We start from the raw sequence: 13,795 nt of genomic DNA, 5'->3' as shown, positions 1-13,795 counted from the left end.
ACGCGACATGGGTGAACCGACGGGGATCGCGGTCGAGGTGGCGGACGGGGTCGCGCGGCTGCGCCTGGACCGCCCGGAGGCGGCGAACGCGCTGCACGAGCCGATGTGGTTCGGGCTGCGCGACGCGGTGCGCGAGCTGGACGCCGACCCCGCCGTGCGGGTCGTGGTGATCAGCGGCAACGGGCGGCACTTCTGCTCGGGCATCGACGTGTCGATGCTGGGCGGGCTGCGCGAGACCGCGTCGGACGACTCGACAGGACACGGCGCCGACGCGCTGCGCCGCACCATCCTCGACCTGCAGGACTGCCTCACCGCGATCGAGCGCTGCCGGAAGCCGGTCGTCGCCGCGATCCAGGGCGTCTGCCTCGGGGCAGGCCTGGACCTGGCCGTCGCCTGCGACCTGCGCTACGCGACCGCCGACGCGTCGTTCGTGCTGAAGGAGGTCGACATGGGTCTGGCCGCCGACGTCGGCGTGCTGCAGCGGCTGCCGCGGATCGTCGGCGAGGGTGTGACCCGCGAGCTGGCCTACACCTGCCGGCCGGTGTCGGGCACCGAGGCGAAGGAGCTGCGCCTGGTCAACGACGTGTACGCCGACGCCGACGCGCTGGAGGCGGGCGTCGCCGAGCTGGCCGCGTCGCTGGCCGCGAAATCGCCGCTGGCCCTGCGCGGCACCAAGCACGCGATCACCTACGCCCGCGACCACTCGGTCGCCGACGGGCTCGACCAGATCGCCACCTGGAACGGCGGCCAGCTGGTCTCGGCCGACCTGACCGAGGCCGTCAGCGCGTTCATGGAGAAGCGCCAGGGCGTCTACCGGGACTGACCCGGCCTACCGTCGCCCGACGACCTCCCCGACGACCGCGTACATCCCTACGGGTGGCTGCCCGTCCTCGGCCCGCCAGTCGCCGACGTCGACCAGGCCCGGTTCCAGCAGCTCCAGCCGGTGTCCGGGCCGGTCGACGAACAGCCTGCGCAGCAGGGCGCGGTCCCGGGAGCGCGCCGGCTGCGCGGTGTCCCGGGTGAACCGCTCGATGGTGCGCATCCGCTCGGCGGAGTACGGGTCGTCGACGTCGGTGCTGCCGTGCGACACGACGAGCATGCTGCCGGGCCCGAACGCCGTCACGTAGCGGTCGAACAGGGCACCGAGCAGGTCGTCGTCGCGGACGAAGTGCAGCACCGACACCGCGAGCACGGCGACCGGCTCGGCCGGGTCGAGCAGGCCCGCCACACCCGGCGCGGCGAGCACGGCCCCGGCGTCGGTGAGGTCGGCGGCGGTGATCGAGGCACCGTCCACACCGGTTAGGATCTGGCGGCTCATCGCGACCGACACCGGCTCGACGTCGACGTAGGCCACGCGCGCCGCGGGGTCGGCCCGGTGGGCGATCTCGTGCACCGGCTCGGCGGTCGGGATGCCGGACCCGAGGTCGAGGAACTGGCGCACCCCGCGGTCCAGGCAGGCCCGCACGGCCCGGCCGAGGAAGGCCCGGTTGGCGAGCGCGACCTCCCGGGTGTCGGGCAGGGCCGCGAGCAGGCGCTCGGCGAACTCCCGGTCGGTGGCGAAGTTGTGGGCGCCGCCGAGCATGTAGTCGTAGACGCGGGCCGGGTTGGGGAGCGTCAGGTCGATCTCGTCCACCGGGTCGGGCACGGGCTCCGAGGCGGTCATGGGCGTCACCCTCTCGCCGGTGTCTCCCGGGTCGCAAGTCCCGCCAGGACATCGTGCAGCTCCGCCGCGGTGCCGGGGGCGACGCCGGGGCGGCCGGCCAGCTCGAGCAGCCGCGCGACCGCGGGCGCCCAGGCCGGCCCGAGCCGGGCGTCGGAGAGCAGCGCGGCGTCGCCGAGGATCTGCGCGGCCGGGCCGCGCCGTACCCGCCCGCGCGCGACGACGGCGACGTCGTCGGCCCAGCGGTGGGCGAGGTCGACGTCGTGGGTGGACAGCACGACCGCGGTCCCGGCGCGCTGCAGGTCCGCCAGCACGACGACGAGCTCCTCCACCCCGGCCGGGTCCAGACCCGCGGTCGGCTCGTCGAGCACCAGCACCCGGGGCCGGACGGCGAGCGCCCCGGCGATCGCGACCCGCTTGCGCTGCCCGAACGACAGCCGGTGCGTCGGCCGGTCGGCGAGGTCGGCGATGCCGACGGCGGACAGCGCGTCGTGCACCCGGGCGTCGACCTCGGTCTCGTCGAGACCGAGGTTCAGCGGGCCGAACGACACGTCCTGCGCGACGTCGGCGGAGAACAGCTGGTCGTCGGGGTCCTGCAGGACGAGCTGGGCGGACTCGCGCAGCCGCAGCAGCCCGCGGCGGGTGCGGCGGACCGGCTCGCCGTCGAGCAGGACCTGTCCGGCCGACGGGGCGAGCAGCCCGAGCAGCAGCCGGAACAGGGTGGTCTTGCCGCCACCGTTGGGGCCGAGCACCGCGAGCCTGCGCCCCGGGTCGACGACGAGGTCCGCCCCGTCGAGCACGACCGGCCCGTCCGGGTAGGCGAAGACCAGCCCGCGGGCCTCCAGGACCGCGGTCACGGGACGACCACCAGGGCCAGTACGGGCACGGCGACGAGCAGCACCGTGCTCGCCGCGACGAAGGCGGGCGAGACGGTGCGGGCGGGTACCCGGACGCGCAGCGAGCCGTCGTAGCCGCGGGAGGCGAGGCCGGCCTCGAGGCGGCGGGCACGGTCGAAGGCGCGGACGAACACGGCCCCGCCCTGCCCGGCCAGCGACCGGAAGGTGGTCCGCCGCGTCCGGAATCCCATCCGGAGGGACTGGGCCTCCCGGACCGCGGTCAGCGAGTCCAGCAACAGGAACAGCATCCGGTAGACGAGCAGGGTGATCTCCAGGACGGCCGGCGGCACCCACCGCAGCCGGGGCAGGGTGTCGGCGAGCGGCGTCGTCGCGGCGAAGAGGATCAGGCAGGTCACCGCCGCCAGCGAGCGTCCGACGAGAGCGGCCGCCCGGGCCGGTCCGCCCGGCGCGAGCGCGAGCCACGGGTCCCCGCCGACGGTCACCAGCAGGGGCAGCGCCCCCACGATCACGAACCCGAGGGGCAGCGCGAGCAGCCGCAGCGCGGTCCGCCACGGCACCCGGGCCCCGCCCAGCAGCAGCGCCAGCGCCGCGGTACCGGTCAGCACGGCCCCCGGCCACGGTGGGAGCGCGACGGCGAGCAGCAGCAGCCCCAGGGCGAGGAACGCCTTCTCCCCGGGGTGCCGGGACCGCCAGCGGTTGGCGTGGGCGGTCTCGTCGATCAGCAGCATCAGCTCTGCCGCGCGGCCTTCTCCCGGCTGCGGGTGCGGGCGACGCCGATGCAGTAACCGAGCACGCCCGCGCCGGCCGCGGCCTGCATCGCGAAGATGCCGGACTCGATCTCGCCCGACGGCGGCTCCCACACCGGGCTGAACCACGGCCGGTAGCCGGTGGCCTCGATGGCCTCGCCCGCCTGGCCGTCGGACCCGGCGTACTCGCCGGGCACGAACAGCACCGGCACCGCGAACAACGCGACGACGGCGACGACCAGCAGGATGTTCACGACGGTCGAGCGGCTCACGCCGACGCCTCCTTCTCCGGGCCCTGTGCGGTCGCGGCCGGGGCGGGGCCGCCGGTGTCCGTTCCCGCGGCCGGGCGCAGCACGCCGAGGCGGCGCAGCTCGTCCGGGGTGATGCGCACGAGCAGCCGCACGACGAGCACGGTCAGCAGCCCCTCGGCCACGGCCAGCGGGATCTGCGTGATCGAGAAGATCGATGCGAAGGTGACGAACGCTCCGCCGAACCCGGAGGTGGGGTCGGGGAACGCGAGCGCGAGCTGCGCGCTGGTGATCGTGTAGGTACCGAGGTCACCGAGGAAGGCCGCGGCGAACACCGCGGGCCCCAGCGAGCCCCCGATCCTGCGGACCACGACGTAGGCGCCGTAGGCGATCCACGGCCCGGCGATCGCCATCGAGAAGGCGTTGGCGCCGAGCGTGGTGAGCCCGCCATGGGCGAGCAGGACGGCCTGGAAGAACAGCACCACCGTCCCGAGCAGGGCCATCACCGGTGGTCGGAACAGCACCGCGCCCAGCCCGGTTCCGGTCGGGTGCGACGACGACCCGGTCACCGACGGGATCTTGAGCGCCGAGAGGACGAAGGTGAACGCGCCCGCCGCGGCGAGCAGCAGCGTGGTGTCCGGGTCCTCCCGCACGCGGCGCACCACGGCGCGGGCGCCGTGCACGACGAACGGCGCGGCGACGACGGTCCAGGCCGCCGCGTGCAGCGGCGGCAGATAGCCCTCGGCGATGTGCACGGGCGAACGCTACGGCCACGTCGTTCGCTCGTGCAAGCCTGAACATCCGGTCAGGTGTGCAGGCCCTGACGCACGGGACGCCCGGACCCGGCCGGGTCCGGGCGTCGCCGGTGGCTGCGGTGTGCCGTCAGAGTCGCAGGCCGTTGGTGTGATGCACCTCGGCGGGGCGCTCGGCGGTCGCCTTGTGCTCGGCCGCGGCGGCCAGCCGGCCCGCCTCCTGCTCGGCCTCGCGACGTCGGTTCTCCCGCTCGGCGGGCGTGGTCTCGGGCGTACCGACCCCGCTGCCCGGCCGGCCGGCGACGACCTGCTCCTCCGCCAGCCTGCGGGCCTTCTTGTCCGCCTTCGCGGCGGCGTCGCGCTTGGCGACCTTCTTCAGCCGCGCGGCCTTGGCCGTCCTGGCGGCCTTCTTCTCCTCGGCCGCGGCCTTCTCCTGCTCGGCACGCTCGGCCTTCGCCTGCTTACGGGCCTTCTTCTCGGCCTTCTCGGCGGCGCGTACGGCCTTCTCGGCGTCCTTCTCCTCCTTGCGGCGAGCCTTCTTCGTGTCGGCCTTCGCGGCCTCGACGGCCTTCCGGCCGCCCTTCTTGTCCTTCTTGCCCTTCTTCGCGTCGGCCTTCTTCCCGGCCTTCGCATCCTTCGCCGACGGGCCCGACACCCCGGCCTCCTGGGCCGGGCCGGCGGCACCGGCCGCGATCAGCGCGGCCTGCTGCGCCTTCGCGGCGGCCCGCTCCGCCCTGGCGGCCGCCACCTCGGCGCGCCCGGCGGCCGCGGCCGACGAGCGCTCCGCCTGCTTTCGGTCACGCTCGGTGGCGAACGTCTTCTCCTGCACGGCCATACCCGGTTCCTCTCCTGTCGTCGCGACCGGCGGCACGGCACGGAACCGGTCGGTGGGGCACCGACCGGCCGCGGACGTGCGGGTGACGGGTCGCGGGACGACGGTCTCGCTGATGTCTCGGTGTGCGCGGCACCGTGGCCCGGTGGGCGGACGACGGCGTGCGCGGAACACGACAGGGTGCCCCGGGAGGCCGGTGGGGAAACGCGCAGGTGACGGCGAGGTGATCAGGACCGGTCCGGTTGCCCCGGTCGGACCACCACGGCTACCCGGTCGTCGTAGCCGGCAGGCGTCAGCCGGCCTCGGGGACCCCGTCGTGGTGGGTCTGCTCGTCGGCGAGGTGTCCGCGCAGGGTCACCAGGGTCCGGGCGAGCAGCCGCGACACGTGCATCTGCGACAACCCGACCTGGGCGGCGATCTGGGTCTGGGTCTGGTTGCCGAAGAACCGCAGCATGAGGATGGTCCGCTCCCGCTCGGGGAGCTTGCGCAGGGCGGGACGCAGCGACTCGCGGGCCTCGACCGCGTCCATCCCGGCGTCGATGCCCCCGACGATCTCGCCGAGCGGGTTGTCGGTGTCACCGACGAGCTGGTCGAGCGAGTCCGACCGGTAGGAGTCCTGGGCCTGCAGCCCCTCGATGACCTCCTCGCGGCTGATGCCGAGATGCTCGGCGAGCTCGGAGACCCTGGGGGCACGGCCGTGCCGCGAGGCCAGCTCCTCCTGGGCGCGGGTCATGCGGCTCTGGATGTCCTTGAGCCGCCGCGGCACGCGCATCGACCAGGTGCGGTCGCGGAAGTACCGGCGGATCTCCCCGGTGATCGTGGGGACGGCGTAGGCCAGGAACGGGGTGCCCTGGCCCGGGTCGAACCGGTCCAGCGCGTTGATCAGCCCGATCGTGCCGACCTGCTCCAGGTCCTCGACGGGCTCGCCGCGGTGCCGGTAGCGCCCGGCGATGTGCCGGACCACCGGGTGGTAGCCCCTCGCCAGCTCGGAGCGCAGCCGCTCCCGCTCCGGGTCGTCGGGCTCGGCGGCGGCGAAGGCGTGCAGGGGCGCGAGGAGGTGGGCGTACTCGTCGGGGCGGGCGTCCGCGGCCTCGTGGGCGGGCCCGGGGCCCTCAGGTGCCGGGTGCCCGGGACCGGCGTGCGCGGTCGCGACGTGCCCGGCCGTGCCGTCGGCGGTGTCGCCGCTCGTGCCGTCCACCGGGTCCCCCACCGTGTCGTCGGCCCGCGACGCCTCGGCTCCCTCGGCGTCCGTGCTCGGCTCAGCCATGCCGTCTCCGCGGCCGGCGATGATCGACTGCCATCACCGACCGACGGTAGGCCGGGTGGCGCGGGCCCGCACGTCGAACGTCGCGTGACCTGGTCGGCTGTCGATCGACGGTCACTCCGATGAGTTGCACGGCGACCTGATGGGTACTGCTCTGCCATGTCCCCGACTCTGTGTGTCGAGCTGCCCGTCGAACCCGGGTCGGCAGGTCGCTCCCGCCGGGAGACCGGGAGGTGGCTCGCGTCGCTGTGCGGGACCGACGAACAGTGCCCGACCGTGCAGGATCTCGTCCTCGCGGTGAACGAGGCCGTGTCCAACAGCATCGAGCACGCCTACGGGGCCACGGGCTCGGGCGGGGCCGCGACGGTTCTGCTGCGCGGGGACGCCGAGGGGTACCTGGTGCGGATGGAGGTCAGCGACCGCGGCCGCTGGCGCGACCCGCCCACCGACCCAGGCCACCGCGGACGGGGTATCGGGATGATCGAGGCGGTCGCGGAGGACGTACGGGTGGAGCCGGGTCCCGACGGGACCACCGTCTCGTTCCAGGGCCGGATCGGCCGCTGTCCGGGGCTCTGCATCCCGGCGTCCTGACCCGTCCCCGCGCTCGGGGACCCCTGCAACGACAGGGTCGCCGCACCCCACGCCCGAGGGCGGGTGACGGCGACCGGTTCTCATCGGGCCCGATCCGGCTGCGGACCGGGCGTGGTGGTGCGGTGGTCAGTCCCGCATGGAGGTGGACGGGTCGTCGGACCGGTGTCCGCGGTGCCCGGCACGGGCGACCGGGGTGTAGCGCCCGTCGTGGCGGGCCTGCTCGCTCTCGGGGTGGGGCCAGGTCGTGTTCGCGTGCTGCGTGCTGCTCTCACTCATGGACACAGAGTGCCCACCGGACGTTCCGGGCAAGCGGAGCGCAGGAGTCGGCTCGGTAACACCTGCGCCCCGCCCGGGTGAAGTCGCCCGCCGGTCAGCCCGCCTTCGTGAGGCTCTTGATCGAGGACAGGATGTCCTGCACGCGCTCCTTGGCGTCGCCGAACAGCATCTGGGTGTTGTCCCGGAAGAACAGCGGGTTCTGCACTCCCGCGTAGCCGGTGGCCATCGACCGCTTGAACACGATCACGTCCTTGGCGTCCCACACCCGCAGCACCGGCATCCCGGCGATCGGCGAGCCCGGGTCCTCCGACGCGGCCGGGTTGACCGTGTCGTTGGCGCCGATGACCAGCACGACGTCGGTCTCGGCGAGATCGTCGTTGATCTCGTCCATCTCCAGGACGATGTCGTAGGGCACCTGGGCCTCGGCGAGGAGCACGTTCATGTGCCCGGGGAGCCGCCCCGCGACCGGGTGGACGCCGAAGCGCACGTTCACGCCGGCGTCGCGCAGTGAGCGGGTCAGCTCCGCGACCGGGTACTGCGCCTGGGCGACGGCCATGCCGTAGCCGGGGGTGATGACGACGCTGTCGGCGTTCGCGAGCAGCTCGGCGACCCCCTCGGCGTCGACCTCGCGGTGCTCGCCCTCGACGGCGGCGGCCGCCGAGGAGGTGGCACCGAACCCGCCCGCGATGACCGAGACGAACGAGCGGTTCATCGCCTTGCACATGATGTAGGACAGGTAGGCACCGGAGGAGCCGACCAGCGCACCGGTGATGATCAGCAGGTCGTTGCCGAGCAGGAAGCCTGCCGCCGCGGCGGCCCAGCCGGAGTACGAGTTCAGCATCGACACCACGACCGGCATGTCACCGCCGCCGATCGAGGCGACCAGGTGCAGGCCGAGCAGCAGTGCCAGCACCGTGAGCACGGCCAGGATCCACATCTGCGGCGAGATGACGAAGACGACCGTCAGCACCGCGAACGCCACGAGCGCGCCGAGGTTGAGGACATTCTTGCCGGGCAGCATCAGCGGCGCCGACTTGATCTTCGCCGACAGCTTCAGGTAGGCGACCACCGAGCCGGTGAAGGTCACCGCGCCGATGAAGACGCCGACGGCGACCTCGGCGTGGTGGATGCCCAGCAGCGAGCCCTCGAGCTGTAGGTGACCGGACTCGACCTCCAGGAAGCCGTTCCAGCCGACCAGCACCGCGGCGAGGCCGACGAAGCTGTGCATGAGCGCGATGAGCTCGGGCATCCCCGTCATCTCGACGACGCGGGCCCGCCAGAGCCCGATCGCCCCGCCGACGACGACGGCGACCAGCAGCAGGGCGACGCCCAGCCCGGACGCCTGGCCGAGCGCGACGACGGCCGTGGCGACCAGCGCGATCGTCATGCCGGCGATGCCGAACAGCACCCCGGACTTGGCGGTCTCGTGCCGCGACAGCCCCGCGAGGCTGATCACGAACAGGATCGCGGCGATCAGGTACGCCGCAGTGGTCCACGTCTGCACGGCTCAGCTCCTCGTGAACATCTGCAGCATGCGGCGGGTCACCGCGAAGCCACCGACGATGTTGATGGCGGCGAGCAGCACCGCGACCGCGGCGAGCCCGATGACCAGGGCGTCGCCGCCGGTGCCGATCTGCAGGATCGCGCCGACGACGATGATGCCGGAGATCGCGTTCGTGACCGACATCAGCGGCGTGTGCAGCGCGTGGTGCACGTTGCCGATGACGTAGAAGCCGATGACGATCGCCAGCACGAACACCGTGAGGTGCCCGGCGAGCTCGGCCGGAGCCAGAGCCGTGACCGCGAACAGCGCCAGCGCGCCGACGATCCCGGCGGCGAGACCCGCGTACGGGGAACGCGGCTTCTCCGGCTCCTTCTCCTTCGGCTCCTCGGCCGGCTGGGCGGCGGGCGCCGCGCTCACCGTGACCTCGGGCGGCGGCCAGAGCGTCTCCCCCGCGTGCGCGGTGGTGATGCCGCGGACCACCGTGTCGTCGAGGTCGAGCGCGAGCCGCCCGTCCTTCTCCGGGGTCATGAGCTTGAGCAGGTTGAGCACGTTCGTGCCGTAGAGCTGCGAGGCCTGCGCGGGCAGCCGGGCGGCCAGGTCGGTGTAGCCGACGACCGTCACGCCGTGGTCGGTCACGACGACCTCGCCGGCCACCGAGCCCTCGACGTTGCCGCCCTGCGAGGCCGCCATGTCGACGACCACGCTGCCCGGGCGCATGGACGCCACGTCCGCGGCGGTGATCAGCTTCGGCGCGGGGCGCCCCGGGATCAGCGCGGTGGTGATGATGATGTCGCAGTCCGCGGCCTGCTCGGAGTAGATCTCGGCCGCGCGCTTGTCGTAGTCCGCCGAGGTGGCCTTGGCGTAGCCGTCGGTGGAGGCCTCCTGCTCGACCTCGACCGCCAGGTACTCGCCGCCGAGCGACCGCACCTGGTCGGCGACCTCGGAGCGCGGGTCGGTGGCCCGCACGACCGCGCCCAGGCTGTTGGCCGCGGCGATGGCGGCGAGCCCGGCGACGCCCGCCCCGGCCACGAGCACCTTCGCCGGCGGGACCTTGCCCGCCGCGGTGACCTGACCGGTGAAGAACCGGCCGAACACGTGGGCCGCCTCGATCACCGCCCGGTAGCCCGCGATGTTGGCCATCGACGACAGCACGTCCATCGACTGGGCCCGCGAGATCCGCGGCACCGCGTCCATCGACAGTGCGGTGACGCCCTGGGCGGTGAGCGCCTCGGTCCGCTCGGCCTCGAAGCGCGGCGCGAGCATGGCGATCAGCACGGACCCCTCGCGCAGCTTGCCGATCTCGTCGGGCTGCGGGGCGTTGATCCGCACCACGATGTCGGTGTCCCAGACGGGACCGTCGACGACGTCGGCACCGGCCTCGGCGTACGCCTCGTCGGTGAACCCGGCACGGGCACCCGCCCCGGACTCGACCGTGACGGCGTAACCGAGGCCGACGACCTTCGCGACCGTCTCGGGGCTCATCGCCACGCGGGTCTCGGGCTCCGCCTCCGCGGCCACGCCTATCCGCATCGCCGGTCCCGACGGGTCAGGGCTGTCGCTCATGCACTCTCCTCGATCTCGCGCGCGCTTCGTCGCTCACGCTGGTCGCGGGCCTTTCGGAAGGTAATGCCGGAACCGGGCGTGTGCAGTCACGACTGCGTCACAGGCCGGGATCCGACCCCTTCGTACGGGCAGGCGCGGCGGTATGAGCCCGACGCGGCGGCACCGTCGGCGGTTCCGCCCACGAGGAGGTGGGCCGGTTCGCCGACGGGCGCAGCGCCGGTGCGACCGACAGCAGGAGTGATCTATATCATATCGATGGCGGTCAGGGCCGGTCCGGGTCCTGCCGGACGTTCCCGGAGACCGGCTCGGAGTAGAACTGCCGGGCCCACCGCCGGTAGCGGCCGACGGGCCCATCACCCGGCGCCAGCTTCGGATGCTCGACGTAGATCTGGTGGTTCCACACCGGGAAGTCCGGAGCGGCGTCCCGGAGGGTGATGTGGTGCGCCAGGCGGCTGAACAGCTGCGAGAGCGGGTCGGTGATCAGCCGGCCCAGGACGTCGGGCACGAACGGGACCTTCTCCAGCGCCACGGTGGCGCCCAGGCGCAGGTGGAGCCTGCCCGGCGCCGTGGGGGTCGCGTGCAGCAGGACGTACATCTCGCCGAGCGGGCCGAGCCTCGCCACCGCCGCCAACGTCGAGAGCCCGACGACGGTCAGCTCGTAGGACGCGCTGGGGACCAACGCCCGCCCTCCCGCGGTCACCGGGATCGTGCAGGTGGGCTCCCCGATCACCGGATCGGCGTCGATGGTGAGCCCGCTCAGGCCGTGCAGCTGGGTGAGGTGCCCGAAGTCGAACGCGTTCTCGACGATCATCTGCGGATGGCCCGCGAGGTCGACCGTGGTGTGCCGGAAGACGCTGGGCCGCGGGCCGTGCAGGGCGGGCACCTCCCAGGTCGGCGGCTCTCCCAGCGCATGCCGCCACACGTAGACGGAGCTGTTCACCTCGCACACGTCGTACCGGGTCAGCGCGGCCTTCGGCGGCTGCAGCCCGTAGCCGGTCGCCACGCAGGTACCGCTCGGGTCGAAGGCGAACCGGTGGAACGGACAGACGATGTTCTCGCCCTCGACCGCGCCGCCCGCCCCCAGATGTGCTCCCAGGTGCGGGCAGTAGGGCCGCACGGCCCGCAGCACTCCCCCGCGGGTGCGGTAGAGCACCACCTCCTCCCCCATCAGCGTGCGGGTGAGGACGCCACCGGGCGGGAGCTCGTCGGAGAAGGCGAGGCAGAACCAGCCGTCGGGATAGGGCAGCGCGGTCGCGGTCAGCGCATCCGCGCGGGCGGGACCGGAGTCGTCGTGGACGTAGCGGGTGACACCGGACATCGCAGGTCCTCCGTGGTGGTGGGGGTGCTCACGGGCGGGGCCGCCGGCCCCAGGCGGAGATCAGCAGGAACGGCAGGTCGGCATGCCCGGGGTCGTCGAGCAGGGCGAGGCAGCCGGAGATGTCGTCGTCGGAGACGAGATCGTGCTCGCGCAGCAGCGGGCCGAACTGCTCCAGCGAGACACGGACGAGGCCGGTGGCGTTTCCGGTCGACCCCACGACGCCCGGGGTGCAGAGCACGCCGACCTCCACCAGCCCGGCTTCGGCGAGCATCAGCGGCAGGCCGGTGGCCCACCCGATGTCGGCGCCCATCCGGCCGGACGCGAGCCGGGAGAGCCCCTCCAGGCAGCGGTGGAAGGCGGTGCGGCTGCCGCCGGGCGGGGTGATGCGGAGCGTGGCGTCGACGCAGACCCACCCGCCCGGCGCGGTCCACCCCACCATCCTGGCCAGCGCGGCGGCCCGGTCGGGCAGGTGCTCCAGCAGGGCGCGGGCGTGCACGAGGTCGAACGAGGCGGCCGGGAAGTCGTCGTACAGGACGTCGTGCCGCAACGGCGTCAGGTTCGCGACGTCGGTCGGGAGCAGGGTGGTGTCGAGATCGGTGACCACCACCTCACCCGGCGCACAGCGCTGGGCCAGCCAGCGCCCGACCGACCCGGTTCCCCCGCCGAGCTCCAGGCACCGCCAGCCGGGCACCGGGTCCAGTCCGTCGAGGGCCCGTCGGGAACCTGCGTCGGCGAACTCCTCGTGGGCCCGGAGTCTGCGCAGCTCCAGCGGCTCGTCGTGGTCGAGGTGACCCGCTCCGTAGCCCGCCGTCATGCCGGGCACCCGGCCCCGGCCGAGGGCTCGCCGACCGCCGGTGCGGCGCCCCGTGCCACGACCCGCAGGGTCAGGCCGCGTGCGGTGATGGTGGCCTCCACCGCGGGCCGGAACGGCTCCGGTGAGAGCGGCTCGACGCGCCAGCGCCGGAGGACCGCGTGCAGCGCGGCGACCATCTCGGTCAGTGCGAACCGGTCGCCGATGCACTTGCGGGCGCCGGCGCCGAAGGGGAGGTAGGCACTGCGGTCGGGAGCCCGGTCGACCCACCGGCCGGGATCGAACCGATCGGGATCGGGGTGGAGATCGGCTCGGTGCTGGATCAGGTACGGGCTGACGGCGACCACGGTGCCGCTCGGCAGCGCGACGCCGCCGAGCTCGGTGTCGGACGTCAGGGTGCGGGTGAACAGCCACGCGGGCGGGAACAGCCGCAGGGTCTCGGTGAGGACCCGGCCGGTGACGCCGTCGAGCGGCGGCGGTTCCGCCCCTCCTGCCGCGCACGCCTCCGCCGCGACCTGGTCCTGCACCTCGGGGTGGGTGGCCAGCAGGTGGAGCGCCCAGGCGAGGGTGTTGGCGGCGGTCTCGGTACCGCCGATGAAGAACGTGAGCACCTGATCCGCCAGCTCGGCGTCGGTGAGCGTCTCACCGTCGTCCACCGCTCCCAGCAGCGAGGACATGAGGTCGCCGTGGTCGGTGGGGTCGGCGCGGCGGTTCGCCACGATCGTCGCGACGACGTCGAGCAGTCGTCCGCGGGCCTCGTCGAACCGGCGGTTGAACGGGATGGGCAGCCGGCTCAGCAGCGGCGGCGTGAGCATCCGCCGGAACACACCCCGCACGAGCGTCGTCGTGTCGTCGATGCTCCGGTCGACCACGTCCGCGGGCAGCTCACCGCTGAAGATCGTCTCCATGGTCGCGCGGGCGGTGAGCGTCATCATCTCGCGGGTGACGTCGAGGTGCTGCCCGGTGTGCCACGCGATGCTGCTCGCCTCGGCCGTCGCGGCGAACACCTCGGCGTAGCCGGGGAACCGGTCGCCCTGGAACGAGGGCTGGCACAACCGCCGCTGCCGGCGGTGGCTGCTGTGCGGGCAGGTCGACAGGCCGTTGCCGGCGACCTCGCGGATCCGCTCGATCACCGGGCCCTCCTTGTCGTAGGTGCGGTCGTCGAGCAGGACCTGACGGGTCACGTCCGGGTCGCAGGCCATGACGACCGAGAAGGGGCCCAGCCGGATCCGCGCCAGCGGCCCGAGCGCGGGCAGCGACGAGGTGAACGCGAGCGCGTCCCGCAGCAGCGGTACCGCGTGGCCCAGCACCGGCAGCGCGCCGGGTGCGAGCGGGATCGACGGGGGGCGGGGCATGGTCACCTCGTTGTCTCG

15 protein-coding genes are annotated in these 13,795 nt (G+C 73.6%); 2 read left to right on the top strand and 13 right to left on the bottom strand.

Features of this window, described 5'->3' with window-relative positions; all coding sequences use genetic code 11:
- Positions 1-7: 7 nt before the first annotated feature.
- Positions 8-823, top strand: coding sequence for a crotonase/enoyl-CoA hydratase family protein (locus ATL51_RS21860; RefSeq protein ID WP_100879787.1), 816 nt, complete (start codon positions 8-10; stop codon positions 821-823).
- Positions 824-829: 6 nt separating this feature from the next.
- Here ATL51_RS21860 and ATL51_RS21855 read toward each other — a convergent pair whose 3' ends face one another.
- The 7 genes from ATL51_RS21855 to ATL51_RS21825 all read right to left on the bottom strand — a co-directional run bounded on the left by ATL51_RS21855 (position 830) and on the right by ATL51_RS21825 (position 6,362).
- Positions 830-1,663: an SAM-dependent methyltransferase gene (locus ATL51_RS21855; RefSeq protein WP_100879786.1), complete on the bottom strand. Its 834-nt coding sequence runs from the start codon at positions 1,661-1,663 to the stop codon at positions 830-832.
- A gap of 5 nt (positions 1,664-1,668) precedes the next feature.
- Entirely contained in the window at positions 1,669-2,517 is an 849-nt protein-coding gene (locus ATL51_RS21850) for an energy-coupling factor ABC transporter ATP-binding protein (protein ID WP_100879785.1), read from the bottom strand.
- On the bottom strand, positions 2,514-3,245 hold the full coding sequence (gene cbiQ / locus ATL51_RS21845) for a cobalt ECF transporter T component CbiQ (protein ID WP_073576228.1): 732 nt from the start codon (positions 3,243-3,245) through the stop codon (positions 2,514-2,516). Before cbiQ ends, ATL51_RS21850 begins: the two co-directional genes overlap by 4 nt.
- Positions 3,245-3,535 carry an energy-coupling factor ABC transporter substrate-binding protein gene (locus ATL51_RS21840; RefSeq protein ID WP_073576229.1) on the bottom strand — a complete coding sequence of 97 codons (291 nt, stop codon included), beginning with the start codon at positions 3,533-3,535 and terminating at the stop codon, positions 3,245-3,247. The genes cbiQ and ATL51_RS21840 overlap by 1 nt, the downstream gene beginning before the upstream one ends.
- On the bottom strand, positions 3,532-4,266 hold the full coding sequence (locus ATL51_RS21835; protein WP_100879784.1) for an energy-coupling factor ABC transporter permease: 735 nt from the start codon (positions 4,264-4,266) through the stop codon (positions 3,532-3,534). Before ATL51_RS21835 ends, ATL51_RS21840 begins: the two co-directional genes overlap by 4 nt.
- A gap of 127 nt (positions 4,267-4,393) precedes the next feature.
- Positions 4,394-5,098: a hypothetical protein gene (locus tag ATL51_RS21830; protein WP_100879783.1), complete on the bottom strand. Its 705-nt coding sequence runs from the start codon at positions 5,096-5,098 to the stop codon at positions 4,394-4,396.
- Between the two features lie 289 nt (positions 5,099-5,387).
- Complete coding sequence (locus ATL51_RS21825; protein ID WP_246352671.1) at positions 5,388-6,362, bottom strand: RNA polymerase sigma factor SigF; 975 nt, start codon at positions 6,360-6,362, stop codon at positions 5,388-5,390.
- A gap of 156 nt (positions 6,363-6,518) precedes the next feature.
- On the opposite strand from ATL51_RS21825, the gene ATL51_RS21820 reads away from it, so the two are divergent.
- On the top strand, positions 6,519-6,950 hold the full coding sequence (locus ATL51_RS21820; protein WP_100879782.1) for an ATP-binding protein: 432 nt from the start codon (positions 6,519-6,521) through the stop codon (positions 6,948-6,950).
- A 126-nt stretch (positions 6,951-7,076) separates the two neighbouring features.
- On the opposite strand, the gene ATL51_RS28425 is transcribed toward ATL51_RS21820, so the two are convergent.
- The 6 genes from ATL51_RS28425 to ATL51_RS21795 form a co-directional block, all read right to left on the bottom strand.
- On the bottom strand, positions 7,077-7,226 hold the full coding sequence (locus ATL51_RS28425) for a hypothetical protein (RefSeq protein ID WP_157818481.1): 150 nt from the start codon (positions 7,224-7,226) through the stop codon (positions 7,077-7,079).
- Between the two features lie 94 nt (positions 7,227-7,320).
- Positions 7,321-8,730 carry a Re/Si-specific NAD(P)(+) transhydrogenase subunit beta gene (pntB, locus tag ATL51_RS21815; protein WP_100879781.1) on the bottom strand — a complete coding sequence of 470 codons (1,410 nt, stop codon included), beginning with the start codon at positions 8,728-8,730 and terminating at the stop codon, positions 7,321-7,323.
- Positions 8,731-8,733: 3 nt separating this feature from the next.
- The gene (locus ATL51_RS21810) at positions 8,734-10,293 is read right to left on the bottom strand and encodes a Re/Si-specific NAD(P)(+) transhydrogenase subunit alpha (RefSeq protein ID WP_167410032.1); all 1,560 of its coding nucleotides are present in this window, start codon (positions 10,291-10,293) and stop codon (positions 8,734-8,736) included.
- Between the two features lie 262 nt (positions 10,294-10,555).
- On the bottom strand, positions 10,556-11,611 hold the full coding sequence (locus ATL51_RS21805; protein ID WP_100879779.1) for a Rieske 2Fe-2S domain-containing protein: 1,056 nt from the start codon (positions 11,609-11,611) through the stop codon (positions 10,556-10,558).
- Positions 11,612-11,639: 28 nt separating this feature from the next.
- Positions 11,640-12,425, bottom strand: a complete 786-nt coding sequence (locus tag ATL51_RS21800) for a class I SAM-dependent methyltransferase (RefSeq protein ID WP_100880860.1) — start codon at positions 12,423-12,425, stop codon at positions 11,640-11,642.
- Positions 12,422-13,777: a cytochrome P450 gene (locus ATL51_RS21795; protein ID WP_100880859.1), complete on the bottom strand. Its 1,356-nt coding sequence runs from the start codon at positions 13,775-13,777 to the stop codon at positions 12,422-12,424. The genes ATL51_RS21800 and ATL51_RS21795 overlap by 4 nt, the downstream gene beginning before the upstream one ends.
- Positions 13,778-13,795 lie beyond the last annotated feature (18 nt).

The organism is Pseudonocardia alni (assembly GCF_002813375.1).
GTDB lineage: Bacteria > Actinomycetota > Actinomycetes > Mycobacteriales > Pseudonocardiaceae > Pseudonocardia > Pseudonocardia alni.
This window is presented reverse-complemented; position numbering and strand designations above follow the sequence as displayed.

What these genes read in the sequence shown, in the direction of transcription:
- ATL51_RS21860 (WP_100879787.1), top strand. Translation starts at nt 8, where the DNA reads ATGGGTGAACCGACGGGGATCGCGGTCGAGGTGGCGGACGGGGTCGCG.
- ATL51_RS21855 (WP_100879786.1), bottom strand. Translation starts at nt 1,663, where the DNA reads ATGACCGCCTCGGAGCCCGTGCCCGACCCGGTGGACGAGATCGACCTG.
- cbiQ (WP_073576228.1), bottom strand. Translation starts at nt 3,245, where the DNA reads ATGCTGCTGATCGACGAGACCGCCCACGCCAACCGCTGGCGGTCCCGG.
- ATL51_RS21830 (WP_100879783.1), bottom strand. Translation starts at nt 5,098, where the DNA reads ATGGCCGTGCAGGAGAAGACGTTCGCCACCGAGCGTGACCGAAAGCAG.
- ATL51_RS21825 (WP_246352671.1), bottom strand. Translation starts at nt 6,362, where the DNA reads ATGGCTGAGCCGAGCACGGACGCCGAGGGAGCCGAGGCGTCGCGGGCC.
- ATL51_RS21820 (WP_100879782.1), top strand. Translation starts at nt 6,519, where the DNA reads ATGTCCCCGACTCTGTGTGTCGAGCTGCCCGTCGAACCCGGGTCGGCA.
- ATL51_RS28425 (WP_157818481.1), bottom strand. Translation starts at nt 7,226, where the DNA reads ATGAGTGAGAGCAGCACGCAGCACGCGAACACGACCTGGCCCCACCCC.
- ATL51_RS21810 (WP_167410032.1), bottom strand. Translation starts at nt 10,293, where the DNA reads ATGAGCGACAGCCCTGACCCGTCGGGACCGGCGATGCGGATAGGCGTG.
- ATL51_RS21805 (WP_100879779.1), bottom strand. Translation starts at nt 11,611, where the DNA reads ATGTCCGGTGTCACCCGCTACGTCCACGACGACTCCGGTCCCGCCCGC.
- ATL51_RS21800 (WP_100880860.1), bottom strand. Translation starts at nt 12,425, where the DNA reads ATGACGGCGGGCTACGGAGCGGGTCACCTCGACCACGACGAGCCGCTG.
- ATL51_RS21795 (WP_100880859.1), bottom strand. Translation starts at nt 13,777, where the DNA reads ATGCCCCGCCCCCCGTCGATCCCGCTCGCACCCGGCGCGCTGCCGGTG.